Consider the following 26,310-nt stretch of genomic DNA (forward strand, 5'->3'; position numbering starts at 1 on the left):
CACCGATGGGCGTCGACGAACGCGCGGCGCGCCGAACACACCGAACTCCGCACCGCTCCCGGCGATTGCGCTCCTCATCTCCCACCACGGCCGGTTCAGGCGAACCCTTCTCCGTTGTGCTGGTCCTGGGTCTCCAGATAGCCGGCGGTGGTCGCCTGGTTGTCGGAGAAGTTGCCGAAAGTGCTGGAGATATTCGACGTACTGGTGTCGAGATTCGTGTACGACGCGTTGTATCCGCCGTTTCCGCCGGCGCCGTTGACGAACTGGTCACCGATCTTGTCGTCGCCCCATGGTTGTCCCCGTCCGGCGAGCGAGGTCCGCAGGGTACCCATCACCGTGTCGATCCGGTCACGCACATGCGCTGTCTTCCGCGCCGCTTGGCGCAGCCGATCGGGATCGAGTTCTACCCCTTCCGACATGCCGACACTCCTCACCGCGCTCACCGAACCGCCGAGTACTTCGAAACAGCACACTCGAACGAGATGTCGCCCCGACCAATCCGGCTCGGCGTAGTGATGGAGCCGGAATGAACGGAAGGTGTCACCGTGTTCCGACAACCCGCGCTTCGCCGTGGCGACCGGCGGCGCTGTTTCGGATGCGTCGTCGAGCCAACCGATTTCGCCCACGAACTCCCGCGCCCACGATATAGCAGGTCGCGCAAGAGAATTGACGCCGATCTCACTGCTGCGGGTGCGCCGGAAGGTTACCCTTCGATCTCTCCAGTGTGAAAACGGACTAAAACAGATCAGCTGATGTGTTGCCCAACAACGGCTCCCGGGTTGCTAATGGAGGGGCGGGCCGCTCAGAAGAATCGGGACATCTCCCGAACGGAATCGATCGACCAGGAGCTGCGTCATGCCTATCTCTCCCAATCAGGGTTCCACCGGTGGCGGGACCGTCGTCACCATCACCGGCACCAACCTCGGTGGCGCCACCGCCGTGCGCTTCGGCACGAAAACGGCTGCCATCACCGCGAATACGCCCACCTCGGTCACCGTAGTCGCGCCCTCGGGTTCCGGTGTCGTCCCGGTGACGGTCACCACACCCGGCGGGACCAGCAACCCGCTGTCGTTCTTCTACGTCGGCGCGCCGTTCAAGTCCGCGCTGTCCGCGGTCACGGGGGCCACCGCGGGCGGCAACACCATCACCCTCACCGGCACCGGGCTCTCGACCGCCACCTCGGTGAGCTTCGGCGCCGAGTCCGCGGTGCCGACCGTGGTGAGCGACAGCCAATTGACGGTGGTCGTGCCCGCGGGCGCGGCGGCCGGTCCGGTGGGTGTCACCGTCACCACCGCGGGCGGCACCAACAACGGCCTGTCCTACACCTATGTGGACGTGCCGACCATCGGCACCCTGTCGCCGTCGGCCGGTCCGGCCTCGGGCGGTACGTCGGTGACCATCGCGGGTACCGGGCTGACCACCACACAGTCCGTCACCTTCGACGGCGTCCCCGCGCCGTTCTCGGTCACCTCCGACACCTCGGTCACCGCGGTCACCCCGCCGGGAACCGCGGGTGCGGTCGATGTCGTGGTCACCACCAGCGGCGGCGGCGCCACCGCGGCCGACGCCTTCACCTACGTGGCCGGACCCGGCATCTGACGGCTCCGGGTCGTCGCCCGCCGACCATCGGATGCCACGCGCGACCCCGGCCGGGCAAGCCGCCGAGCTTGCCCGGCCGGGCACGGGTATCCGTCGCCACCGCGCACCGCCCCGCACATCCCCGACCTCACAGGCGGATCGCACTGTGGGGCGATCTCGAAGGAGGTCTCATGCCACCCACCATCACCGCCCTCAACCCGTCCTCGGGTCCGCCCGCGGGCAACAACACCGTGGTCATCACCGGCACCGGCTTCACCGGACCGGCGTCGGTCTTCTTCGGCGGCACCGCGACGACGTTCACCATCAACTCGACGACGCAGATCACCGCCATCGCCCCGGCGGGCACCGGCACCGTGCAGGTCACCGTCGTCACCCCCGACGGCGTCAGCGCGGGCTTCCCCTATTTCTACGCCGGGCCGCCCACACTGTCCGGCGCGAATCCCACGCAGGGACCGAGCACGGGCGGCACCGCCGTCACGCTCACCGGCACGAATCTCGGTGGCGCCACCGCCGTCCGCTTCGGCACCACCCCGGCCACCTCGTTCACCGTCGTCTCGGCCACCCAGATCACCGCCGTCGCGCCATCGGGCACCGGGTCGGTGCAGATCACCGTCGTCACCGGCGGCGGGACCAGCAACGGGGTCGCCTTCTCCTATGTCGTCGGGCCGCAGTTGACCGGCGTGAATCCCAATTCGGGTCCGCTCGCGGGCGGCACCGCGGTGACGCTGACCGGCACCAACTTCACCGGAGCCACCGCCGTCCGCTTCGGCACCACGCCCGCCACCTCGTTCACCGTCGTGTCGGCCACCCAGATCACCGCCGTCGCCCCGGCGGGGAGCGCGGGAGCCGTCGATGTCACGGTAGTCACTCCCGGCGGCGCGGCCACCCTCGCGAAATCCTTCTTCTACCTCGATATCCCCGCCTTGTCCGGGATCTCCCCCAGTGCGGGGCCGCTCGCGGGCGGCACCACGGTGACGCTCACCGGGACCGGTCTGAGTGGCGTGACGGCCGTTCGCTTCGGAACCACACCGGCCACCTCGTTCACCGCCGTGTCGACCACCCAGGTCACCGCCGTCGCCCCGGCGGGGAGCGCGGGCACCGTCGGAGTCTCCGTGGTGACCCCCGGCGGGACGACCAACACCGTCGCCTACACCTACATGCCGGTCGCGACGATCACCGTCCTGACCCCGGACGTGGGCCCGGTCACCGGCGGCACGATCGTGACGATCACCGGCGCCAACCTCGCCCAGACGGCCTCGGTGCTGTTCGGCGCGACATCCGCCGGGTTCACGGTCTTCTCCGACAACCAGATCGTCACCAACGTGCCCGCGGGATCCGCCGGACCCGTCGCGGTCACCGTGGTCACCCCCGGCGGCACCAGCGCGGCGGCGACCTACACCCGAATCGCTCCACCTGCCATCTGAATACGGTTCGACGCCGATCGAGACCGGCAGCTCCCTGTCCATCGCCTCGGCGCCGCGATCCGCCGACAGCACCGACGCGACGGACTCCGGGAACACGCTCTCCCCGGCGATCGGTCCCGGTTCGCCACGCCATCAACAGTTCTCGACAAGGAGGCAGCATCGTGCCCATCTCGCCCACTCAGGGGCCGACCGGTGGCGGAACCGTCGTCACCATCACCGGCACCAACCTCGGTGGCGCCACCGCCGTGCGCTTCGGCACGAAAACGGCTGCCATCACCGCGAATACGCCCACCTCGGTCACCGTCGTCGCGCCGTCGGGTTCCGGCGCCGTCCCGGTGACGGTCACCACCTCCGGGGGCACCAGCAATCCCGTCTCGTTCTTCTATGTCGGGTTGCCGGTCAAGTCCACCCTGTCCGCCGTCGCAGGCGCGGTCGCCGGCGGCAACACCGTCACCCTGACCGGCGTCGGCCTGTCCACGGCCACCGCCGTCCACTTCGGCGCGGCCTCGGCGGTACCGACCGTCGTGAACGACCGGCAGCTGACGGTGGTCGTGCCCGCGGGCGCGGCGGCCGGTGCGGTTGGCGTGAGCGTCACCAGCGCGGGCGGTACCAACAACGGGCTGACCTACACCTACGTCGCGGCCCCGACCCTCGCGACGATCGTCCCGAGCGCCGGGCCCACGGCAGGCGGCACCTCGGTCGTACTGACCGGCACCGGATTCACCGGCGCCACGTCCGTCCGATTCGGCGCCACCGCCGTGCCTTTCGCCGTGAACTCCGCGACCCAGATCACCGCGACCGCGCCCGCAGGCACGGGGACGGCATCGGTCACGGTCACCACGGTCGGCGGCACCAGCAACGGACTCACCTATACCTTCGGCGCCGCTCCCACACTGTCGTCCGCCGTCCCGAATTCCGGGCCGACCGCAGGAGCGAACTCTGTCGTGCTGACCGGCACCGGATTCACCGGCGCGACCGCCGTCACCTTCGGCGCCACACCCGCGACCTCGTTCACGGTCGATTCCGCCACCCAGATCACGGCCACCGCTCCGGCGGGCACGGGGACATCGTCGGTGACGGTCACCACCGTCGGCGGCCCGAGCAACGGACTCACCTACACCTACGCCGCGGTCCCGACCCTGACCACGATCGTCCCGAGCACCGGACCTACAGCGGGCGGAACCTCGGTCGTCCTGACCGGCACCGGATTCACCACCGCCACCGCCGTCCGATTCGGCGCCACCGCAGTGCCTTTCGTCGTCGGCTCCGCCACCCAGATCACCGCGACCGCGCCCGCAGGAACGGGGACAGCGTCGGTCACCGTCACCAGCCCCGGCGGCACCAGCAACGGACTCACCTACACCTACGCCGCCGCTCCCACGCTGACGTCGGCCGTCCCGAACGCCGGACCTACAGCGGGCGGCACCTCGGTCGTCCTGACCGGCACCGGATTCAGCGGCGCCACCGCAGTGGCCTTCGGCGCCATACCCGCGACCTCGTTCACGGTTGATTCCGCCACCCAGATCACCGCGACCGCGCCTGCGGGCACGGGGACAGCGTCGGTCACCGTCACCAGCCCTGGCGGCACCAGCAACGGACTGACCTACACTTACGCCGCAGTCCCGACCCTGACCACGATCGTCCCGAGCGCCGGGCCTACAGCGGGCGGAACCTCGGTCGTGTTGACCGGCACCGGATTCACCACCGCCACCGCCGTCCGATTCGGCGCCACCGCGGTGCCTTTCGTCGTCAATTCCGCCACCCAGATCACCGCCACCGCACCCGCCGGAACCGGGACGGCATCGGTCACCGTCACCACCCCCGGCGGCACCAGCAACGGACTCACCTACACCTTCGCCGCCGCTCCCACGCTGACGTCGGCCGTCCCGAACTCCGGGCCGACCGCAGGAGCGAACTCTGTCGTGCTGACCGGCACCGGATTCACCGGCGCGACCGCCGTCACCTTCGGCGCCACGCCCGCGACCTCGTTCACGGTCAACTCCGCCACCCAGATCACCGCCACCGCGCCCGCGGGCACAGGGACGGTCTCGATAACGGTCACCACGGTCGGCGGCGCGAGCAACGGATTCACCTACACCTACGTCGCGGCGCCGACGCTGAGCACGGTGGTTCCGAGTACCGGACCGGTCGCGGGCAACACCTCGGTCGTGTTGACCGGCACCGGATTCACCACCGCCACCGCCGTCCGATTCGGCGCCACCGCGGTGCCTTTCGTCGTCAACTCCGCCACCCAGATCACCGCGACCGCCGCGGCGGGCACGGGGACGGCGGCGGTCACGGTCGTCAACCCCGGCGGCACCAGTAACGCGGTCACCTACACCTATGCCCCGGCCCCGGTGTTGAGCTCACTGACCCCGACCGTCGGACTGCTCATCGGAGGAACGGTGGTCACCTTGACCGGCTCCAATTTCACCGGCGCCACCGCCGTCCGTTTCGGCGCCAACCCGGCGATCTCGTTCACGGTCAACTCCAACACCCAGATCACGGCGACCACACCCGCCGGACCGCTACTCGGCGCGGTGTCCGTCACTGTCACCACTCCCGGCGGCACCAGCAACGGACTCACCTTCACCTATATCTGAGATGTCCGCACGCCCGCGCCGATCCGCGGGCCGCATCGCTTGCGACACCGCCGCCTCGACAGGTACGCGCCGCGACTTCGGAACGTGCCCCCATCCGAAGTTCGAGTCACACAGGATGATTCGCACAACGGTCGGAGCCCGCGACGGTGCTCGGCGGCGGCCGGTCGACCGGCGGCGGTGTCGGAATGTCCGCAGGCTCGGTTCTACCACCCACCGAGCTAAACCGGCGAGTAAAGTAGCCCGCATGCCGTCGAACTCGCCCGCTTCAGCGCCGCGCCGCAGCCCCGGCAATCGGCCGAGCGACGACGCGCTGCTGGACGCCGCGTGCGCGATCTTCCACGCGGTCGGCTTCCGAGCGGCGGTGATGGAGTCGATAGCCGAACGGGCGAACACCACCAAACCCACTCTCTACGCGCACTTCGGCAGCAAGGACCAGCTCTACCGGGCCTGCTTGCTCCGAGAGGCGGACAAGTTCAGGGCGGCGCTGTTCGCGACCTACGATTCGGCCTCGGCGCTCGACGTGGCGGGCGAGGTGCGCGCCGACATGGTCGTCTTCTACGAGTACGCCGCCGCGCACCCGACCGGTTTCGCCCTGCTGTTCGACGACGCGAAATCCGAGCCGAACACCGATATCCGCGGCGCGCTCGTGGACAGCGTCACCGACCGGATCGCCGACCGGATCCGCGCCTACTCGGTCGACCACCGGCCCACTTCGGGGCACAGCGCCGACCTGCTCGGCGCCATGCTGGTCGGCATCGCCGTGCACGGCGCACGCCAGGCGCTGCGCCTGCGCTCGGATATGACCGCCGCGGGCGAACTCGCCGCGGCCATGGCGAACGCCGCGCTGCGCCACCTCGATCCACGCGTACTGGCGGCCGTCGATGCGCGGTGATCCCGAGGTGCGCATTCGACATCCGCGATCCCGCGATGTGCCCGACAGGCAGGTGGCGCAGGAGGATCCGCCGTGATCTCGATACGGTCGGCGGCGCTGCGCGGTTTCCGGGCCACCGTCGCCGAACTCGGCGGCGACGCCGATCGGTTCGCGCACCGGGCGGGCCTGCCGCCGGGGGCATTGGACCGCGACGAGGTGCTCGTCGACGAGCACGCCGTCGGACTCGCGCTGTATCACGCGGCACGCGTACTCGACTGCCCGGAGATCGGGCTGCGCCTCGCGGATCGCCAGGAGCTCTCCATCCTGGGCCCCCTCGCGCTCGCCATGCGCAATGCCGCCGACGTCGGAGGCGCGCTGAACTACGCGGCCCGCTATCTCTTCGTCCATTCACCCGCGACGAGCGTGTCGCTCGGCGACGACACCGAGGGCGATCCGGCCGTGGTCAGCCTGCGCTACGACATCGCGGTGGACACCTCGGTATCGGCCCAGGCGATCGATCTCGGGATCGGATTCGTGCACCGCGCCGTCGAATCGCTCATCGGTGGTCGATACGGATTGCTCTCGGTCGACCTGCCGCACCGTCCCGCCGCGATCGGGGTGTACGAGCGGTTCTTCGGCGCGCCCGTCCGCGTCGAATGCGACGCCGCCCTGCTGCGATTTCCGCGGGAGATGCTGGCCAGGCCGGTGGTGGGCGCCGTCGAGGGCCTGCGCGTGCGCGCGATGACATTCCTCGCCGAGCAGGCGGGTTCGGGCCGCGACGCCGACCACGCCAGTCAGGTGCGCGCCGCGCTGCGACGCTCGCTCGGCACGACGTCGGTGGAGATCACCGCGATCGCCGCGCAGTTGGGCGTGCCGCCGCGGACCCTGCAGCGGCGCCTCGCGGGCGAGGGCACGTCGTTCGCGACGATCCTGGACGAGGTGCGCCGCGAGTACGTGCACCACTACCTGACCAGGACCAGGATGTCGATGAGCCGGATCGCCGACGCGGTCGGGTTGGCCCGGCAGTCGGCGCTCACCCGCTGCTGTCGCCGGTGGTGGGACTCCAGTCCGCGCGAGATCCGCGAGCGGGCGAATCCGGCGCACCGCGACGAGTAGCTCTCGTGCGGCGGAAGTTTCGGTGAGCGAGTCGCCACCTGGATCCGTCGGCCGCGGAACCCGAGGCGCTCGCGGTTGCGGTTGCGTGATGCAACGGTACTCTCGAGTACATGCTCAACAACGACTACACGGGGCAGAACTGTTCGATCTCCCGCGCCCTGGAGGCGGTGGGTGAGCGGTGGACCCTGCTGATCGTGCGGGAGTTGATGCGGCGGCCGCACCGGTTCGCGGAGTTGGAGCGAAAGTTGCGGATCGCCAAGAACATCCTGACGGTCCGCCTGGAAAAGCTGGTGGCGCTCGGGATCGCCGAGAAGGTTCCCTACTCGGACTCCCGCGACCGCAACGAGTACCGATTGACTCGCAAAGGCAGGGATCTGTTTCCCGTGCTCAGCGCGTTGATGGCCTGGGGCGATCGATATTCGGCGCCGGACGGCCCGCCGGTGATCTTCGAGCACGAATGCGGCCACGCGGCGGGGCACAAGCTGGTGTGCGCGTACTGCGGCGACGATGTCGGCTTGCGTTCGATTCGGGCGATCGCCGGTCCGGGAGCCACCGAGGAGACGGTTCTCGCCTGAGGTCATCACGGCGTGGGGAGGTGCCGGATGAACCAGTCGCGGGCGGGCGGACCGGTGTGTTCGAAGTATGTGGTGTATGCCTCGAAGTGGCCGCCGGGGTAGCTCGACAGCTTCTTGGTACCGCCAACGAGTTCGTAGCAGTCGCGTTGGATGTCGGTGAACGTGCACCTGTCGTCTTCGGCGATGATCATCAGCAGCGGTGTCGAGTTCAGGTGAGTGAGCCATCCGCAGGGTTCGAACTCGACGAGGTGCTCCATCGAGCGGAGCGTCGCGGTGTTGGTCCAGGTTCCGGCGGCGATGGCCGCGGCGATGGCCGGGGTCGGGATGGGGCCGGGGAACACGCACAGTTCGGCGGGGTCGGTGGAGAAGATCGGCACCGTCGCAGGCGCGGCTCCGCTGCGGCGAGCGGCGCGGTCGATCGCGGCGCGCCGGTGGATTCGTTCGATCTGCTCCGGAGTGTAGAGCCGTCGGGCGTTGCGGTGGCCGCTGAGGTTGGGGATCTGGGCCACCACGCAGCGCACCCTCGGGTCGTTGGCGGCCAGCACGACGGCCAGCCCGCCCGCGAAGCTGGATCCCCAGATCCCGACGCCGTAGCGGTCGTCGAACTCGGGTTGCGCGGTGGCGAAGGTGATGGCATCGCGCCAGTCGGCGAGTTGTCGGTGCGGGTCGACCTCCTGGCGGGGGTAGCCGTCGGAGGCGCCGAAACCGCGGTGGTCGTAGACGAGGACGGCGAATCCGGCATCGGCGAACAGGGCGGCGTAGTGGTCGATATGGGAGGCGACGCCGCCGAACCCGTGACACATGACGATGCCCGCGCGCCCACCCGGGCCGCGCGTATGCAGGCGCCCGCGCAGAACGGTCGCGTCCTCGACGCGGAACTCGACCTCGCGGACAGTGGTCGAATCGGCGTCGTGCCGAAGTTGTGGCTCGGTCATATCGGCTTGATGTCCGTTCCTCAGTGAGCTCGGCCGAACGACGGCCGAGATCGAGTTTCGTGATACCACCGCACCCGGGTGCGACTCCGATGCCAGGCCGACCCTCCGACGTTCCGGACACGACCGCGGCGCGGGCCGACGTGTCGATTCCGGTCACGCCTCGACGAACCCGAAACAGATTGCCTACCGGGATGAGCGGCAACCCCCAACGGTGAGTTGCTTGATGAAACCGAATCTAACTCGACCGGCGCGGGTTACACAAGTGCGTCCGACGATCAATGCGGCAACATCGAAGGCTCGACAAGATTTGGTTGCATGATGAAACCTATGGTGTTAGGTTCGTTGCCCGTGAGGCCCGGGTGGTCCGGCCGATACGAGACGGGAGATTCCCCATGCCGATGTGCGATGCCTACATTCCGAAAGACGCGCTGCCCGCCGAGGTGGAACGCGACATGCTCGCCCGCATCAGCGAGATCCTGATTCGCCACGAACTGCGCCGCACCGCGGATCTCGTCGAAGACTTCGACATCGAGGCCAGTGTCGCCAACGCCCGCTCGCTGGCTTGGATCTCGGTGCTGCGCCACGAGATCTACGTGGCGAGCGCACCCGCGCCCGCACCGTTCTACAAGTTCGTGGTCCGTGTCCCCGAAGGCCAGGCCGACGAGAAACTGCGCGTCGATGTCACCCGCGATGTCACGCGGGCGGTGATCGACGCCGAAGCGGGCAAGTGGCCGGTGCCCGAGAAGCGGGTGTGGGTGTTCACCTGGGAGGTGCCCGACGGCACCTGGGGCGGGCGCGGCCAGATCAGCGACCTCGGCGACATCCTCGAATTCCTCGCCCCCGGTCTCGGCGAACCCGCCCGCGCCCGACTGGCCGAACGGCGCCGCGACCAAGCCGCCGCCCTGCTCGCCGCCGTAGCCGAAGCACCGGTAGCGAGCAGCGCCGGATGACCCGTTTACGCACCCACGTCTTCGTCGCCCTGGCCCGCGAAGTACGCGGCGGGCCTGCGACATTCGCCCCGACCACCGCCACCCTGGTGACCGGAGAGCACGAGGCGGTGCTCATCGACACCCAGTTCATCGACACCGAAGTCGCGGCGCTCGGCGAGTTCATCGAGAACACCGGCAAACGGTTGACCACCATCTACATCACCCACGCCCACGCCGACCACTACCTCGGTCTCGACGCGCTGACCCGGCGCTTCCCCGACGCGCGCGCCGCCACCACCGCCGCGGTCGCCGCCGCGATCGAGGCGACCCTCGACGACCAGATACGCCAGTGGCGCGACTGGTTCGGCCCCGACATCACCGCACCCGCCGTACTGCCCACCGCGCTCGACGGGGACGTGATCGACCTGGAAGGACACCCGCTGCGGGTGATCGAGATCGGCCAGGGCGACATCGCGCCGAGCACCGTCGTCCACATCCCCTCGATCGACACCGTGATCGCGGGCGACATCGCCTACAACCGGATCCACCCCATGCTCGCCTTCACCGGCCCCGACGAATGGAAGTCCTGGATCGACAGCATCGACACCATCCGACAACTGGCGCCGCGCACTGTCATCGCGGGCCACAAAGCTCCGGGCGCCGACGACAACGACGTCGACGCGATCCTGGACGGCACCCGCGACTACATCCGCGACTTCCACGACGTCGTGACGAAGAGTACGAACGCCGACCAGGTCGTCGCCGCCCTCACCGCGAAGTATCCCGACTACGGAAACGTGACGACACTCGTGGTATCCGCGCGGGCGGCCTTCGCGTCCACCGGTTGATCCAGCGGGCCGGGTCTTCGGAAGACCCGGCCCGCTGCCCGCGGCGGGCCATCTCGTCGGCCGGGTGAGCAAGCCTGCCTCGCGCGCGACGCCGGTTGTACCGCACGGACTCCCAGGGCTCATGACATTCGCCATCGTCGGTCGCACACATCTGTATCTACTGCGCGGGCGGTGCGGGCTGGGACAGTCGGCAGTGTCATCGATCAGCGGGCGCTCGCGTGGGATCCCGACAGCATTCGGGTGGGAAGGACGCCGGATCACCGTCCCACGGACCGGGGTAGCGCTCATTCACGAGAGATTGGAACGACATGCAGATGCACGTCCGACTCCGCACCGTCGCGACGGGTCTCGCCGCGATCGCCGTGCTGGCAACGGCAGGATGCGGCGACAGCGACACCGACGACGCAGGCGCCACTTCGGAACCGGCCAAGCCCGCCAAGCCCGCGATCGTGCTGGTACACGGCTCGTTCTCGGACACCTCGAGCTGGAACACCGTCGCGGACAACCTGCGCGGACAGGGCTACCAGGTGGTGCAACCCGAGAATCCGCTGCGCGGCCCCGCCGCCGACGCGGCCGCCGTCACCACGGCGATCGCGTCGATATCCGGCCCCGTCGTGCTCGTCGGGCACTCCTACGGCGGCGCGGTGATCAGCAATATCCATCGCCCCGACGTCAAGGCCGAGGTGTTCGTCGCGGCCTTCGCGCCGCAGCAGGGCGAGACCGTGCAGGCGCTCAGCGATCCCGGGCGCTATCCGGGCAGCAAGATCGGGCCCGCGATCCAGGTACAACCCACCGAAACGGGTGCGGAGGTGACGATTACGCCGGATCAGTACGGCGTGGTCTTCGCCCAGGACGTCAGCGGTGATGTCGCGGCGCGGCTCGCGGCCAAGCAGCGTCCCACCTCCGCCGCGGCCAATGCCGAGCCGAGCGGGGCGCCGTCCTGGGCGTCGGTGCCGTCCTGGTACCTGATCTCGACCGACGATCAGGTCCTGCCGCCCGCGGCGCAGCGCTTCCAGGCCGACCGCATGCACGCGAAGACCAGCGAAGTGAAGTCTTCGCACGCGTCGCCGGTGTCACATCCCGACGCGGTGGTCGCGACGATCGTCGCCGCGGCGGGCGCCTCCTGATCCGAGTACGACCTCCGACGAACCGCCGGGATCGAGCGGCGCAGGGTCTCATCGACCGCGCCGCTCGGGCCCGGCTTTCGTGATCTCCGCCTTCGTGATCTCTACAGCCAGCCCGAGTGACGGGCGATGCGGATCGCGTCGATGCGATTACGGCCGCCGATCTTGGCGATCGCGTTCGACAGGTAGTTGCGCACGGTCGCCGACGACAGGAACAGCGACCGGCCGATCTCGTCGGTGCTGATACCGGTCTCGGCGGCCCGCAGCACATCGGCCTCGCGGACGGTGAGCGGACTCGCGCCCGTCTCGAGCGCCGCCGCCACCAGGTCGGCGTCGATCACCCGTTCGCCCGCGACGACCCTGCGGATGCTGTCGGCGAGGGTCTGCGCGGGCGCGTCCTTGACGACGAAGCCGCGCACGTGCGCCTGCAACGCGCGCAGCAGATAGCCCGGTCTGCTGAGTCCGGTCAGGATGAGCACCCGGCATTCGGGCGCCTCTTCGTGGCTGCGCGCGGCGGCGCTGATGCCGTCCAGACCCGGCATATCGATATCGAGCAGCGCGACATCGGGCCGGGTGCTGATGATCTCGTCGACGACGCGGTCGCCGCGATCGAGTTCGGCCACCACGTCCATATCGTCCTCGCGCGACAGCAACGCCACCAGCGCGCCGCGCAGCATGTGCATGTCCTCGGCGATGAGCACCCGAATCATGAACCGACCTCCGGTATCTCGATGCGCAGCCGGAATCCGCCGTCCTTGCTCCGCCGCGCCGACAACGTGCCCGACAGTGCGGCCGTGCGCTCCGCGAGACCGGAAAGACCGTTGCCCGCACCGGTTCTCCGGTGGGCGCCGTCGTTGACGATCTCCAGGAACACCTTGCCGTCCAGGCGGCCCGCGACGATCGAACAGGTGCGCGCGGCGCTGTGCCGCAGCACGTTGGTGGCGCCCTCGCGGGTTCCCCAGGCCAGCGCGTCGTCGATCTCGGGGGTGAGCCGAGGCAGGTCGATGTGGTGGTTGGTGTCGATGCCGGCGGCGGACAGGAGCGCGGTGGCGCCTTCGGCCTCGGCCCGCAGGGAGACGGTGTGCTCGCCGTGGGTGACCCGGCGCATGGAATGCAGCGTGTCGCGGGCGAGCGTGGCCACCGCTTGGATCTCCGATCGTGCGGCGCCGGGGTCGCTGGCGAGCAAGGCCGCGGCCAGGTCGCCCTTCAACGACACCGCCGACAGGCTCTGCCCGAGTAGATCGTGCAGATCCCTCGACAGCCGCAGCCGCTCGCGGCCCGCGGCCTGTTCGGCGAGGTCGGTGCGGGTGCGGTCGAGCTGGTGCACGGCACGCACCAGTACCGCCACGCTGACCAGGCACGCGGAGATCACCGTGAACACGACCAACACCTCGACGGTGTCGGCGATCACCAAGTGCGGGTCGGTGCGATCGGAACCGGCCGCGGTGGCTGCCGCGGTGACGATGATCGGCGCCGTCACCAGGGCGAGCCGGGCCGCGCCGCGCAGCAAGACGGCCGCCGAGGCGACGACGAACACCTGACCGATGCCCCACGTCTGCGGGAACCAGAGGATCGGGAGATAGACGAGCATGCCGAGCAGCACGAAGGTCGCGGGCCACCAGGGCGGGCGACGGCCGCGGATCGCGCCGAACGCGTGGCGCAGATGGATCAGGACCACGGCGGCCGCGACCACCCACAGCAGTACCGCGACGCCGACCTGGTCGAGTCCTTCGGTTGGCGCGCGCACCGGCGCGAGAGCGCCCGTCGCGCAGGTGGTTCCGATCAGCAGCACGCGCGCGTGCCGCGCCGTCGACAGCCAGGGGCCGCTCAGCGGCCGCAGCAGACCGTTCATGCCCGCACCGCGCTGCGGATCGGCGCGGACGATCGCCCGGCGTCGGTGGTGCGCCGCCCGGTCACGGCCGTCCACCGGCACTCGGTGCGAGCGTGTCCAGGTGACACTCGAGCACCCACGCACCGTCGACCCGCTCGACGGCGAGCACCACCGGCCCGTCCGCGCCGTCGCGCAGCAGCCGCGCCAGTTCGGCGCGCAGGGCGGTGCGCAGCGACTCCGCTCCTCGCGCGGGCAGCCCGGCGGGTGGCAGGTCCGCTCTCGCTTCGATTCCCGCCGCGGTGAGCAGCGCCAGCGCCGAGGCGATCTCCCGGTGGAAGACCGGTTGCTGGAAACCGCGGATCAGCTGGCGGGCCTCGGCGAGCCCGTGCCGTGAGACGTCGGCCAGCGCCTCTAGTTCCCGGCGCGCCGACGCGCGGTCGCCGCGGGCGGTGAACTCCTCCGCACGCTGCGCGAACGCGCTGATCTCCGCCAGCGCCGCCTGCACCGTGCTCGCCAGTTCGCGATCGATGCGCAGTCGTTCCCGCGCGATCGCCCACTCGGTGAGGGTGGCGCCGGAACGCAGCAATCTGCGCAACGCGACCACCATCCAGACCAGCGCGTACACCGCGATGACCCGCATGCCGGTGGTCACCGACATCCACAGCGCCTGCTGTTCGGTGGCGCCGAGCAGGAGCGCGGCGGGAGCCGTCGCGGCGACGAGAACCAGCGTGATCGGCCACGCGAGGGCGGGCCGCACGGTGAGGACCACGGCCACCGCGACGATGTGCACGGTGTGCAGCCACGCGACGCCGAGCAGGGGCGCCGCGCCGAGCACCAACGCGGCGAGCACCGCCGACGTGGCGGCCGCGCCGTGCGGTATCGCGCCGCGCACCGCGAAGGCGATGTGGCGCAGGTAGATCGGCAGGCAGACCGACAGCATCACGACCGTCGCCCCGAGATCGGCCCGCGGATCGGCGCCGCCGGTGACGGTGGCGAGCAGGGTGAGCAGTGCGAGTGCGAGTGCGGCCACGACCGTACCGGCCGCCGCGACATCCACGATATCGCGCGACATTCGTGTGGACAGGCGCCGTAGTGCCGTCGGCTCGGCCCCGACCTGCTCCGGTCGGGCCGTGCTCGGCGCGAGCGCGCGCTCCAGTGTGACCGTAACCACCCCCTCGAGTGTTCCCCAACCACGCGGAGTCCACGAGTGTGGAATGTGGACTCGCACCCATGATATTCGTCATCGAAATCTTTCGACATCCGCTTCTGGTCGCGCACCGATGCCGGATGCGAATCTCGAACTCGCGAGTCCCGTGGTGCGGTTCGGGTCGCCCACCGGAAACAGGGGCTCGCGCGATCGAACGATCAGACACTAGCTTGAAGAGTTGTTCGGGTTTCGCGTACCGACGTTCGCGACGCGAAAACCCTCGGGGATATCAAGGCGACAACAGTCATTCGAGGCGGGGACGGCCGTGTGCCGTTCCACGCCGGTTCTTGGGAGGGAACAGACGTGTTGCGAGAACTCTGTGCCGCGGCAGGCCGCGCCGTACCGATCCGCACCTCGCGGCGCGCGCGGCGCCCAGTGCACCAGAGCCGATAGCGATAGATCGGACTTCACCGAGATGACCACCATCGAAAGAGCCGGAGTCGCACTACCGCACGGGGTGGGCTCCGAATCCATTGCCGCACAACAACAACCGACCTTACTCGGGGTGGCGACAGCCAACCCGCCGACCGTGTACAGCCAGCGCGAACTGGTCGACATGCTGGCGATCGATGACCCGAAGATCCGCGGTGTATTCCTCAACGGCGGCATCGAGCACCGTCATCTCACGCTGCCGCCCGTCGACGCGCAGGGCAACTTCCGGTCCGAGACGCAGGGCGAACTGCTGCGCAAGCACCGGCACTACGGCGTGCGCACCGGAGCGTCGGCGATTCGCCGGTGCCTCGACGGAATCGGGAAAGAGCCGCACGAGGTCGACTACCTCGTCGCGGTGACCACGACGGGTTTCCTCACCCCCGGTTTCAGCGCGCTGCTGATCAACGAACTCGGCCTGTCGCCGCAGACCGCGCGACTGGACGTGGTCGGGATGGGCTGCAACGCCGGACTCAACGGTCTCACGGCCGCCGCCGCGTGGTCGACCGCGAATCCGGGCAGGCTCGCCATCCTGGTGTGCTCCGAAGCATGTTCCGCCGCATACGTTTACGACGGAACGATGCGCACGGCCGTGGTCAACAGCCTGTTCGGCGACGGCGCCGCCGCGGTGGCGATCAGCGCGGGCGGGTCGCACACCACCGCGGGCAGGCCCGCGGGCTTCCCGACGCCGCGACTGCTCGACATGCGCAGTTACATGATCACCCACGCCGTGCAGGCGATGCGCTACGACTGGGACGACGACGCCGGAAAGTTCAGCTTCTACCTCGACAAAGAGGTGCCCTACGAAGTCGGCGCGCACGTCGAGCGGGTGGTCGACCGACTGCTGGACGGGGCGGGACTGCGCCGCCGCGAGATCGCGCACTGGATCGTGCACTCCGGCGGCAAGAAGGTGATCGACGCCGTGAAGATCAACCTCGGCCTGACCAGCCACGATCTGCGGCACACCGTGAGCGTCATGCGCGACTACGGAAATCTGTCGAGCGGGTCGTTCCTGTTCTCGTATCGCCGACTGCTTCTCGAAGGTCGTGTGGCACAGGGAGATCACGCCGTATTCATGACGATGGGGCCGGGTTCGCAGATCGAGACCGCGTTACTGCGATTTTGAGCGTCGACCGCGAAATCGTCCACGATGAAAGGCAATTCGTGACTGCAAACCCGCTGGAAGACGACCTGGACGTCGAAGAGACCCCGACCATCGTCACCGATGTGGCGGCGAATACCGCACTGTCGCCGGAACTCACGAGCTCGGTGCTCGCGGCCGCGACGGCGGCCGAGGACACCGCGGCGCGACCGGGGACCTGCGTCGTGCTGCGCATCGCCGGGGCGCGCGGCGGACGCCGGTTCGACTGGCCGGGGCCGGTCGGCGTCGGCGACGTGACCAAATGGGAAGCGGCGCTGCGCAGGCTCGAGCAGGCGCCCGCGCCGATCGTCGCCCTCGTCGACGGCGACGCCTACGGGCCCGCCGCCGAGCTGCTGCTCGTCGCGGACTACCGAATCATGGGCGCGGGGGCGAGCTTCTCGTTCGCCGCGTCCGAGGCGGGCGTGTGGCCCGCGATGGCGTTGCACCGGCTCGCGGCCCAGGTCGGCATCGGCCGGGTGCGCGAACTCGCGGTGCAGGGCAGACCGCTGTCGGCGGAGGCGGCGCGGGCCTGCGCCGTCATCGACGCGGTGGCCGAACACGGCGCCGAGGCGGCGGCGATCGCCGCGGGCCGCGCGCTGTTCCGGTCCTGCGTCGGATCCGAGATCGCGATCCGCAGGCGGCTGGTGCTCGACGCGGTCACCACCCGCTTCGAGGATGCGCTCGGCGCCCACCTGGCCGCCTCCGACCGAACCCTGCGGCGCGTGCGGGCCGTCTCGTGACCGCCGCCACCGCTTCCGACGCCCGCGTCGGCGACTTCGACACCGAACGGGTCGCCCTGCGGACGGCAGCCGAACAGCATGCCGCCGAACTGCGCGAGCTCGGCCCGGCGCCCGCTCGCGACGACGGCGCCGCCGCGCGCGCCGCCGAGGTGCATCGCGAACTCCGCCTGCTGCGGCGCGGCTTCCTGAGCAGGCATCTGCGCACCGTGTACCGCGCGGTCACCGACGACCTCGGCCGCGGCCTGCGGCTGTCGGAACTCACCGAGGCCGTCACCGAGCGGTTTCCGGGCCTGCTCCCGGATCCGACGCAGCTCGCGGCCGACGCGCCGTTGCCGCAGGCCGACAAGGAAGGCTGGGAGATCGATCACGGCATCTTCTTCCACGCCGTCTTCGCCGATCCGGTCGCGGGCAACCACCTGCTCGACGCGATGCGCGCCCCGACCGCACGCGCCGTCGAACTGCTCCCGGAGTTCCAGGCGACCGGCGAGGTCGTGCTGCCGGTCGCGCACCTGGAGCGCACCGGCGCGACCGCGACGATCACGATCACCAATACGACCTGCCTCAATGCCGAGGACAACCGGCATGTCGCCGATATGGAGACCGCCGTCGACCTGGTGCTGCTCGATCCGTTGTCGCGGGTCGGGGTCGTGCGCGGCGGTGTGATGGAGCATCCGCGCTATCGCGGCAAACGGGTGTTCAGCGCGGGCATCAACCTCGCGCACCTGCACCGCGGGGAGATCTCCTACCTCGACTTCCTGCTGTGCCGCGAGGTCGGCTACATCGCGAAGATCCTGCGGGGACTCACCGGAGACGACGCGCGATGGCCGGTCCACCCTGCCGTGAAACCCTGGATCGCGGCCGTCGACTCGTTCGCGATCGGCGGCGGAGCACAACTGCTCATGGTCTTCGACCGGGTCATCGCCTGTACCGACAGCTATATCAGCCTTCCCGCCGCCCAGGAGGGCATCGTTCCCGGTGCGGCGAATCTACGGCTCGGGCGATCCTCGCATTTCCGGTTGTCCCGCGATGTCATCCTGTGGGGCCGCAAGCTGTGGGCGACCGATCCCGACGCCCGTTTCGTCCTCGACACGGTGGTCGACGCCGCCGCCATGGACCACGAAATCGCCACGGCCGCCGAAAGACTCGCTTCCCCGGCGGTGGTCGCGAACAAGCACATGCTTGTCGTCGCCGAGGAGCCGCAGGACGTGTTCCGCCGCTACATGTCGGAGTTCGCGCTGCATCAGGCCCTGCGCCTGAACTCGGCCGATGTGATGGCCAAGGCCGGGCGCTTCCAGCGAAAGACGAACCGGTGACCGGCGATTCGGCGTCGAGCGGTGCCGCGCCGGGATTCGGGACCGTCGACTACCGCAAGGACGGACGCGTGGCGTCGGTCCGGCTGAACCGACCGCATGTGCTCAACGCGATGAATCTGCGCATGCACGCCGAACTGGCCCGCATCTGGGACGATATCGAAGCCGACGACGACATCTGGCTCGTGGTCCTGAGCGGTGCGGGCGGGAAGGCGTTCTCGGTCGGTCAGGACCTCACCGAACTGGCCGGGCGGATCGAGAACGGTTCGGCCCGGTCGTCGTTCGGCAGCGCGGGCAAGCCGGGCTATCCGCGCCTCACCGAACGGTTCTCCTTCGCCAAGCCGATCATCGCCTCGGTGTCCGGGTACGCGCTCGGCGGCGGCTTCGAACTCGCCCTCGCCTGCGATATCGTCATCGCCTCGGCGGACGCCCAATTCGGCCTTCCCGAAGCGAAATTGGGACTCCTGCCCGGCGCGGGCGGCGTGTTCCGACTACCGAGGCAGGCGCCGTACCGGATCGCGATGGGGCATCTGCTCACCGGGCGCCCCATGTCCGCAGCGCGCGCCGACGAACTCGGTCTGGTCAACGAAGTGGTCGCCGCGGCCGACCTCGACGCGTGCGTGCGGCGCTGGACCGAGGATGTGCTGCGTTGCGCGCCGCTGTCGGTGCGCGCGATCAAGGAGGCCGCCGCGGCGGCGATCACCATGCCGCTGGCCGACGCCTTCGCCGCCGACTACCGGTGGGAGCGCCGCAGGGCCGAATCCGCCGACTCGGAAGAAGGCCCGAAAGCCTTCGCCGCCAAGAGAACCCCCGAATGGACAGGACGATAGAACAGAATGAACTCACCCCGACTCGGCCGCGACGTCGTCTTCGACTACCTCCGCGACGCAGGCGTCGAATACGTCTTCGGCGTACCCGGCACCCAGGAGATCCCGCTGATCGACGCGACCACGATCCCGGAGAACGGGGTCGACTACGTGCCGTGCCTGCACGAGAACATCGCCATGGGCGCCGCGCTCGGATACGCGCGCGCCTCGGGGCGCCCCGGCGTGGCCCTTGTGCACGTCACCCCCGGCGCGGCCAACATCATCGGAAACCTGTTCAACGCCTACACATCGAATATTCCGGTGCTCGTCCTGTGCGGGCAGCAGCACAGCGACCTGCTGATCCAGGAACCGCTGCTCGGTTCGGACCTGGTGCGGACCGCGGGCCAGTACGCGAAGTGGGCCCACGAGGTGCGCGACGTCGACGAGATCGCGCTGGTGATGCAACGCGCCTTCAAGGAATTGCTCACCCCGCCGTTCCGGCCCGTCTTCCTCTCCATCCCGTGGGACTTCCTGATCGAAGAGCCCACCCTGTGGGAGCCCGCGCGCACCACTCGGGTCGCGCACGCCGTCACCGCCGATCCGGCGGGCGTCGCGGCGGCGGTCGACACCCTCGCGAAGGCCGCGAATCCGGTGCTGCTGGTCGGCGACGGCGTCGGCGAGGCCGGGGCGTGGCCGGAGATCGAGAAACTCGCGAATCTGCTCGGCGCCGCTGTGTATTCCGAATTCCAGGCGAGCCGGATGAACTATCCGAACGATCTGCCGCACTGGCAGGGCGAACTGCTGCCGATCCAGGACGGCATCCACATGCAGTTGCAGGGGTTCGACACCATATTCCTCATCGGCGTCAACTCGCACGCGCAGATCTCGATCTTCCGGTGGGACAAGGGCCCGATCATTCCGGCGGAGCTGATCCAGGTGGCGCTGCACAACGATCCGTGGCAGATCGGCAAGAACTACTTCGCCGAAGTCGGCGTGCTCGGCGACATCAAGAAGACGCTGCCGCTGATCATTTCCGGTATCGCCGCGAGCAAATCCTTCGACAAGACCTCCTCGGCGGCCAGGAACGACAAGATCCTGCGGCTCGGCGCCCGCCGCGACGAATCGTTCTCGGCCGAATCCGAGAAATTGCAGAAGGCGGCCGCCCCCGACGCGTCGATACCCGGTCATCAGATTCCGCTGGTGCTCGCCGAGATACAGAAGACCCTCGACAAGCCGATCACGGTGCTGAACGAGGCGTTCTCGATCGGCAGCGTCATCCAGAAGTCGATCCACTGGGATGCACCGGACGCCTACTTCTGCACCTCGGGCGGTTCCCTGGGATTCTCCCTGCCCGCCTCGATCGGAATTTCGCTCGCGGTGCGCGAACAGCGCTACATCGTGAACATCGTCGGCGACGGCTCGGCCCTGTTCCACCCCAACTCCTGGTGGACCGTCAGCAATCTGCACCTGCCGGTGCTCTACCTCGTCGTGAACGACGCCCAGTACAAGTCCCTGATGATCGGCCTCGGGCTGATCGAGCGGACCTACGGATGGAAACCGACGAACCCGCCGTGGTACCTGAGCCTCGGCGAACCCGCGCAGGATTTCGCGGCCATCGCCAAGACCTACGCCATCGACAGCGATGTCGTCAGCGATCCGAACAAACTGCGCAAAGCCATCGAACGCGGATTCAAGGTGATCGCGAAGGGCAAACCCTTCGTCCTCGACATCCGCACCGATTCCGGCACTCCGGCCGCCAAGGCTCCCACGGTGGATGTGCTGCTGGCCGAGAAGCCGGGCGTAGATCTCGACCTGATCGAGAAGCTGCGCGAAATCGGCCCGCCGTGAACCCGAATCCGAGGAACCACTGATGCGTACACCCGACACGTATATCGCCGCGCTCGGCTCATTCCTGCCCGCGACGGTCACCACCGAACAGGCGGTGGCGCAAGGACTGTATCCGGCCGAGACCGCCGAGATACACGAACTCGGCGGCGCCGCCGTCGCCGGTCCGATCCCGGCTCCGGAAATGGCGCTGCGGGCCGCCGAGGTCGCGGTCAAACGATCGAGCCTGCCCGCCGACGAATTCGACCTGCTGCTCTACGCGAGTACATGGTTGCAGGGGCCGGAAGGCTGGCTGCCGCACCCGTATCTGCAGAAACATCTGGTCGGCCCGATTCCGGCCCTGGAAATCCGACAGGGCTGCAACGGCATGTTCTCCGGGCTGTCGATGGCGGTGGAATACCTGCGCGCCGATCCCGACCGCCGCAGTGCCCTGCTGGTCGCCGCCGACAATTTCGGCACGCCGCTGATGGACCGATGGCGGATGTCGGCGCTGTTCGTCGCGGGCGATGCCGCCTCGGCGGTGGTGCTCAGCAAGACCGACGGGTTCGCCCGGCTGTTGTCGGTGTGCCACACCTCGATTCCCGAGGCCGAGGAGATACACCGGGCCAGCGAACCGCTTTTCCCGCCCGGTGTCTCGCTCGGGCACTCCCCCGATTTCTTCGCGCGACTGCAGGAGATCACCGCCAAGGTGGCGGCCGCCCCCGATTCGCCGCTCGGCGCGGCCATGGCCAGAGTGCGCGACGAGATCCCGGTCGTGGTCGGCCGGGCGCTCGAGGAGGCGGGCATCGGCCTCGCCGATATCGCGCGGGTGGCGTTCCTCAACTGCTCGCGCGAAGCCACCGAGCAGCGCTGCATGGTGCCGCTCGGCTTGCCCATGGAGAAGTCGACCTGGGATTTCGGGCGGATGATCGGCCACTGCTCGGCCAGTGACCAGATCTTGTCCTTCGAGCACCTGGTGACGACCGGACAACTCGGCGCGGGCCAGTACCTGCTGCTGTTCGGTTCGGCGCCGGGAGTGCTGTTGTCGGCGGCCGTCGTCGAGATGCTGCGCGATCCGGGGTGGACCGAATGACCAGGAGTGAGAACGCCATGTCACATCAACCGAATTCCGATGCCGGAAACACCGCCGCCGAACCCGTCGCGGTGATCGGCATCGGTTGCCGCTTCCCCGGTGATGTCGCCTCCCCTGAGGACTTCTGGCGGCTGCTCGCCGCCGGCGGTGACACCTACGGCGAGATACCGAGCGAACGCTGGGAGCACTACCGCCGACGCGCCCCCGAGTTCGCCACCGCGCTGCGCGACACCGTCACTCGCGGTAGCTTCCTGCGCGAGATCGCCCGGTTCGACGCGGAGTTCTTCGGCATCTCCCCGCGCGAGGGCGCGCTGATGGATCCGCAGCAGCGGCTGTTGCTCGAGGTCACCTGGGAGGCGCTGGAACACGCCGGGCTGCCGCCGCGCGAGTTGGCGGGCAGTGACACCGGAGTGTTCGTCGGCGTCTGCACCGGCGACTACGGCGCCGCGATCCTGGAGGATCTCGCCGGTATCGAAGCGTGGACCGGGATCGGCGCGGCGACCTGCGCGGTGGCCAACCGCATCTCGCACTCCTTCGATCTGCGCGGCCCGAGCGTCGCGGTCGACACCGCGTGCTCGGCCTCGCTGGTCGCGCTGCACCTGGCGTCGCAGAGTCTGCGCAACGGCGAATGCGAGGTGGCCGTCGTCGGCGGCGTCAACCTGGTCGTCACGCCGGGGCAGACGCTCACGCTGGACGCGGCGGGCGCGCTCGCGCCGGACGGACGCAGCAAGGCGTTCGACGCCGCCGCCGACGGCTACGGACGCGGCGAGGGCTGCGGTGTCGTGGTGTTGCGCAGGCTCGCCGACGCGCGCCGCGACGGCGACCGGGTGCTCGCGGTCGTCCGGGGCAGTTCGGTCAACCAGGACGGCAGGACCAACGGGATCATGGCGCCGTCCGGCGCCGCTCAGGCGCATGTCATGCGACGGGCCTGCGCGCACGCGGGCATCGATCCGGTGGACGTGGATTTCGTCGAGGCGCACGGCACCGGCACGCGGCTCGGCGACCCGATGGAGGCGGAGGCGCTCGCGGCGGTGTACGGGTCGGGTCGCCCCGATCGAACTCCGTGCCTCATCGGTTCGGTCAAGTCGAATATCGGTCATCTCGAAGGCGCCGCGGGCGTGGCCAGCATCATCAAGACGGTGCTCGCCCTCGAGCACGCGGAGATTCCGCGCTCCCCGCTGGTGACCGAGCTGAACCCGGAAATCCCTTGGGACAGAGGAGAGATCCGGCTCGTCACCGAGCACACCCCGTGGCCTGCGCGCAGCGGTCCGCGTCGGGCCGGGGTGTCCGGGTTCGGCTACGGCGGCACCGTCGCGCACGTGGTGCTCGAGCAGGCTCCCGAAACCGACGGCGAACCCGCCGCCGCGCCCGACCCCGGAACCGAAAGACTGTTCCCGCTCTCCGCCGCATCCGACGCCGCCCTGCGCGCGAGCGCCGGTCGGCTCGCGGACCGGCTGGCCGAACACAAGGGCCGGGTGTCGCTCGAGTCGGTCGGGCACACGCTGGCGACGCGCCGGTCCCGCCTGGCCCGCGGCGCGGCCGTCGTGGCGGGCGACGACACCGAGTTGATCGAGCGATTGCGCGAACTGGCCGCCGAGCGACCGCATCCGGGCGTGGCGACCGGGGTCGCGGGCGCATCGGACAAGGGTCCGGTCTGGGTGTTCTCCGGACACGGCTCGCAGTGGCGCGGCATGGGCCGAGACCTGTTGGCGGTCCCGGAATTCGCGGCCGTCGTCGACGAGATCGAGCCCATCTTCGAGGCGGAGATCGGGTTCTCGCCGCGCCGGGTTCTCGCCGACGACGAGGTCGACGGCGTCGACCGGATCCAGACGATGATCTTCGTGATGCAGGTCGGCCTCGCGCGGATGTGGCGCTCCTACGGCGTGACGCCGGGCGCGGTGATCGGCCATTCGGTCGGTGAGATCGCCGCGGCGGTCGCCACCGGGGCGCTGAGCCTCGCCGACGGCGCCCGGCTCATCTGCCGCCGTTCGATCCTGCTGCGTCGCGTCGCGGGCAAGGGCGCCATGGCGATGGCGACGATCCCGCTGCACGAGGCGGCCGAAAGGCTCTCGGGCCGAACGGATCTGGTCGCGGCGATCGCGTCGTCGCCGTTGCAGTGCGTGCTGTCGGGAGATCCGGAGGCGATCGCGGAAGTGCTCGAGAAGTGGCCCGACGAAGGGATCGGAGTCCGGCAGGTCTCCTCCGATGTCGCCTTCCACAGCCCGCACATGGATCCGCTGCTCGACGACCTCGGCAAGGCGGGCGCGAGGTTGGACTACCGGCCGCATTCGGTGCGGATGTATGCCACGGCGCTGCCCGACGCCCGGTCCGAGCCCGCGACCGACGGACAGTACTGGGTCGCGAACCTGCGCAACCCGGTGCGGCTCGCCGGGGCGGTCGAGGCCGCGCTCGCGGACGGCTTCCGCGAGTTCGTGGAGATCTCGCCCCATCCGGTCGTCGCGCACTCCATCCGCGAGACGCTCGGCGAGAGCGAAGTCGAGGACGGTTTCGTCGGCACGACGCTGCGCCGCGAACAGCCCGAGCGGCAGACCTTCCTCGCCGCGCTCGGCGCACTGCACTGCCGGGGGATCGCGATCGACTGGTCCCGGTTGCAGCCGTCCGGGGAGTTGGTCGACCTGCCCGGTTACCCCTGGCAAGGACGCGAGCTGTGGCACGCCCCCTCCGCGGCGGGGCGGGTGCCCGGTCCCGGCCACGACGTCGACCGGCACGTGCTGCTCGGCGTCGCGACCGGTATCGCGGGCACCGACCTGCGGGTCTGGCGTTCGGTGCTGGAGGACGCCAACCGTCCCTATCCGGGCAGTCACGCGCTCGACGGCGCCGAGATCGTCCCCGCGGCGGTGCTCGTGGAGACCTTCCGCCAGGCGGGCCGCTCGGATGGCGAACCGGTCGAACTCGCCGATGTCCGCATGCGCAACCCGCTGCTCACCGACGGCAGGCGCGAGATCCAGGTCGTCGACGACCCCGATCGGGGTGAACTGCGGATCGCTTCGCGCACACCGGCCGAGGACCCCGCCGACGATCCCGCCTGGCTGACCCACGCCAGTGCCACGCCAGTGCCCGAGGACGAGCGCACCGCGCTGCCGGGGAGTCTGCGTGACGCCGCGGCGCAGCGCCTGCTACCGGTCGACCCGAATCTCGTGCACCAGCGGCTGGCCGCCGTCGGAGTGCCCGAAACCGGATTCGACTGGACGGTCGAGGAACTGTGGTACGGGGTCGACGTGGTGCGGGCCAGGGTGGCCGTCGCACCCGGCGGCGCCGTGACCTGGGCGCCACTGCTGGACGCCGTCATGTCCATCGCGCCCGCCGCGTTCGCCGGTGATCCGGTCCTGCGCATGGTCGTCGGAATCGACACCGTGGCGGCCGTCGGCACACCGCCGGATCGGGCGCTCATCGAAGTCGGGTTGGACAAGGATCGCGTCGACACCGTCGACGGGCTCGTCGCCGACGCCGACGGCACGGTGGTGGCGCGGCTGGCCGGCATGGCGTATCCGGCCATCGACCGCCCGGTCGAGGACGATCCGGCGGCGGGCGCCGCCGCCGGTCCCGGACTCACGCTCACCGGCCTGACACCCGAGCGACTGCGCGAGGTCGTCTCGGCGGAGGTCACGGGCACGATCGCGGGCGAAATGCGGCTGCCCGCCGCCAGTGACCTGCATCCGCGCAGGCCGCTACTGGAACAGGGCCTCGACTCGGTCATGACCGTGACGATCCGCAAGAAACTGGAGAAACGGTTCGGCCACAAACTCCAGGCCACCGTCTTCTGGCAGCAGCCGACCGTCGTCGCGATCACCGATCACCTGACGGAACTGCTGTCGGCGGTCCACTGACGGTGGATCGTCCCCCGCGTTCGCCGAGCGGAAGGTCCGCCCTCCGCTCGGCGAAAT

Annotated in this window: 21 protein-coding genes; 16 read left to right on the forward strand and 5 right to left on the reverse strand. The window is 69.6% G+C overall.

Features of this window, described 5'->3' with window-relative positions:
• Positions 1 to 95: 95 nt before the first annotated feature.
• Positions 96 to 419 carry a hypothetical protein gene (locus tag IT779_RS16670; protein ID WP_196150231.1) on the reverse strand — a complete coding sequence of 108 codons (324 nt, stop codon included), beginning with the start codon at positions 417 to 419 and terminating at the stop codon, positions 96 to 98.
• A gap of 436 nt (positions 420 to 855) precedes the next feature.
• Here IT779_RS16670 and IT779_RS16675 point away from each other — a divergent pair, with 436 nt between their 5' ends.
• From IT779_RS16675 to IT779_RS16700, 6 genes are all read left to right on the forward strand, one after another.
• Entirely contained in the window at positions 856 to 1,599 is a 744-nt protein-coding gene (locus IT779_RS16675; protein ID WP_196150232.1) for an IPT/TIG domain-containing protein, read from the forward strand.
• Between the two features lie 170 nt (positions 1,600 to 1,769).
• Complete coding sequence (locus IT779_RS16680) at positions 1,770 to 3,023, forward strand: IPT/TIG domain-containing protein (protein ID WP_196150233.1); 1,254 nt, start codon at positions 1,770 to 1,772, stop codon at positions 3,021 to 3,023.
• 161 nt (positions 3,024 to 3,184) lie between these two features.
• Positions 3,185 to 5,626: a beta strand repeat-containing protein gene (locus tag IT779_RS16685; protein ID WP_198428579.1), complete on the forward strand. Its 2,442-nt coding sequence runs from the start codon at positions 3,185 to 3,187 to the stop codon at positions 5,624 to 5,626.
• Positions 5,627 to 5,870: 244 nt separating this feature from the next.
• A complete protein-coding gene (locus tag IT779_RS16690) occupies positions 5,871 to 6,518 on the forward strand; it encodes a TetR/AcrR family transcriptional regulator (protein ID WP_196150234.1) in 648 nt (215 codons plus the stop codon).
• 72 nt (positions 6,519 to 6,590) lie between these two features.
• Positions 6,591 to 7,613 carry an AraC family transcriptional regulator gene (locus tag IT779_RS16695; RefSeq protein WP_196150235.1) on the forward strand — a complete coding sequence of 341 codons (1,023 nt, stop codon included), beginning with the start codon at positions 6,591 to 6,593 and terminating at the stop codon, positions 7,611 to 7,613.
• Positions 7,614 to 7,723: 110 nt separating this feature from the next.
• Positions 7,724 to 8,188, forward strand: coding sequence for a winged helix-turn-helix transcriptional regulator (locus IT779_RS16700; RefSeq protein ID WP_196150236.1), 465 nt, complete (start codon positions 7,724 to 7,726; stop codon positions 8,186 to 8,188).
• 5 nt (positions 8,189 to 8,193) lie between these two features.
• Here the strand turns inward: IT779_RS16700 and IT779_RS16705 are convergent, their stop codons facing one another.
• Entirely contained in the window at positions 8,194 to 9,123 is a 930-nt protein-coding gene (locus IT779_RS16705) for an alpha/beta hydrolase (RefSeq protein WP_196150237.1), read from the reverse strand.
• Between the two features lie 392 nt (positions 9,124 to 9,515).
• Here IT779_RS16705 and IT779_RS16710 point away from each other — a divergent pair, with 392 nt between their 5' ends.
• The 3 genes from IT779_RS16710 to IT779_RS16720 all read left to right on the forward strand — a co-directional run bounded on the left by IT779_RS16710 (position 9,516) and on the right by IT779_RS16720 (position 12,027).
• Positions 9,516 to 10,073: a Tautomerase enzyme gene (locus IT779_RS16710; RefSeq protein ID WP_196150238.1), complete on the forward strand. Its 558-nt coding sequence runs from the start codon at positions 9,516 to 9,518 to the stop codon at positions 10,071 to 10,073.
• The gene (locus IT779_RS16715; protein WP_196150239.1) at positions 10,070 to 10,900 is read left to right on the forward strand and encodes an MBL fold metallo-hydrolase; all 831 of its coding nucleotides are present in this window, start codon (positions 10,070 to 10,072) and stop codon (positions 10,898 to 10,900) included. The genes IT779_RS16710 and IT779_RS16715 overlap by 4 nt, the downstream gene beginning before the upstream one ends.
• 308 nt (positions 10,901 to 11,208) lie before the next feature.
• The gene (locus tag IT779_RS16720) at positions 11,209 to 12,027 is read left to right on the forward strand and encodes an alpha/beta hydrolase (RefSeq protein ID WP_196150240.1); all 819 of its coding nucleotides are present in this window, start codon (positions 11,209 to 11,211) and stop codon (positions 12,025 to 12,027) included.
• Positions 12,028 to 12,128: 101 nt separating this feature from the next.
• Here IT779_RS16720 and IT779_RS16725 read toward each other — a convergent pair whose 3' ends face one another.
• Genes IT779_RS16725 through IT779_RS16735 form a run of 3 tightly spaced genes read right to left on the reverse strand, consistent with a single transcriptional unit; the run spans position 12,129 to position 15,026 of the window.
• Positions 12,129 to 12,734 carry a response regulator transcription factor gene (locus tag IT779_RS16725; protein WP_196150241.1) on the reverse strand — a complete coding sequence of 202 codons (606 nt, stop codon included), beginning with the start codon at positions 12,732 to 12,734 and terminating at the stop codon, positions 12,129 to 12,131.
• On the reverse strand, positions 12,731 to 13,957 hold the full coding sequence (locus IT779_RS16730; RefSeq protein WP_332838835.1) for a sensor histidine kinase: 1,227 nt from the start codon (positions 13,955 to 13,957) through the stop codon (positions 12,731 to 12,733). Before IT779_RS16730 ends, IT779_RS16725 begins: the two co-directional genes overlap by 4 nt.
• Positions 13,938 to 15,026: a sensor histidine kinase gene (locus tag IT779_RS16735; RefSeq protein ID WP_196150243.1), complete on the reverse strand. Its 1,089-nt coding sequence runs from the start codon at positions 15,024 to 15,026 to the stop codon at positions 13,938 to 13,940. The genes IT779_RS16730 and IT779_RS16735 overlap by 20 nt, the downstream gene beginning before the upstream one ends.
• Positions 15,027 to 15,567: 541 nt before the next feature.
• Between IT779_RS16735 and dpgA the strand changes: the two genes are divergently transcribed.
• Genes dpgA through IT779_RS16770 form a run of 7 tightly spaced genes read left to right on the forward strand, consistent with a single transcriptional unit; the run spans position 15,568 to position 26,253 of the window.
• Entirely contained in the window at positions 15,568 to 16,617 is a 1,050-nt protein-coding gene (gene dpgA, locus IT779_RS16740; RefSeq protein ID WP_332838836.1) for a 3,5-dihydroxyphenylacetyl-CoA synthase DpgA, read from the forward strand.
• A 38-nt stretch (positions 16,618 to 16,655) separates the two neighbouring features.
• Positions 16,656 to 17,372, forward strand: coding sequence for an enoyl-CoA-hydratase DpgB (dpgB, locus tag IT779_RS16745; RefSeq protein WP_332838837.1), 717 nt, complete (start codon positions 16,656 to 16,658; stop codon positions 17,370 to 17,372).
• Positions 17,369 to 18,685, forward strand: a complete 1,317-nt coding sequence (dpgC, locus tag IT779_RS16750) for a (3,5-dihydroxyphenyl)acetyl-CoA 1,2-dioxygenase DpgC (RefSeq protein WP_196150245.1) — start codon at positions 17,369 to 17,371, stop codon at positions 18,683 to 18,685. Before dpgB ends, dpgC begins: the two co-directional genes overlap by 4 nt.
• Positions 18,682 to 19,512, forward strand: coding sequence for an enoyl-CoA-hydratase DpgD (gene dpgD / locus IT779_RS16755; RefSeq protein ID WP_196150246.1), 831 nt, complete (start codon positions 18,682 to 18,684; stop codon positions 19,510 to 19,512). The genes dpgC and dpgD overlap by 4 nt, the downstream gene beginning before the upstream one ends.
• 6 nt (positions 19,513 to 19,518) lie before the next feature.
• Entirely contained in the window at positions 19,519 to 21,336 is a 1,818-nt protein-coding gene (locus tag IT779_RS16760) for a thiamine pyrophosphate-binding protein (RefSeq protein ID WP_196150247.1), read from the forward strand.
• Positions 21,337 to 21,358: 22 nt separating this feature from the next.
• Positions 21,359 to 22,405 carry a ketoacyl-ACP synthase III family protein gene (locus IT779_RS16765; protein ID WP_196150248.1) on the forward strand — a complete coding sequence of 349 codons (1,047 nt, stop codon included), beginning with the start codon at positions 21,359 to 21,361 and terminating at the stop codon, positions 22,403 to 22,405.
• Positions 22,402 to 26,253, forward strand: coding sequence for a type I polyketide synthase (locus IT779_RS16770; protein WP_232541812.1), 3,852 nt, complete (start codon positions 22,402 to 22,404; stop codon positions 26,251 to 26,253). Before IT779_RS16765 ends, IT779_RS16770 begins: the two co-directional genes overlap by 4 nt.
• Positions 26,254 to 26,310 lie beyond the last annotated feature (57 nt).

It is taken from the genome of Nocardia bovistercoris (assembly GCF_015674855.1).
In the GTDB taxonomy this organism is placed as follows: Bacteria; Actinomycetota; Actinomycetes; order Mycobacteriales; family Mycobacteriaceae; genus Nocardia; species Nocardia bovistercoris.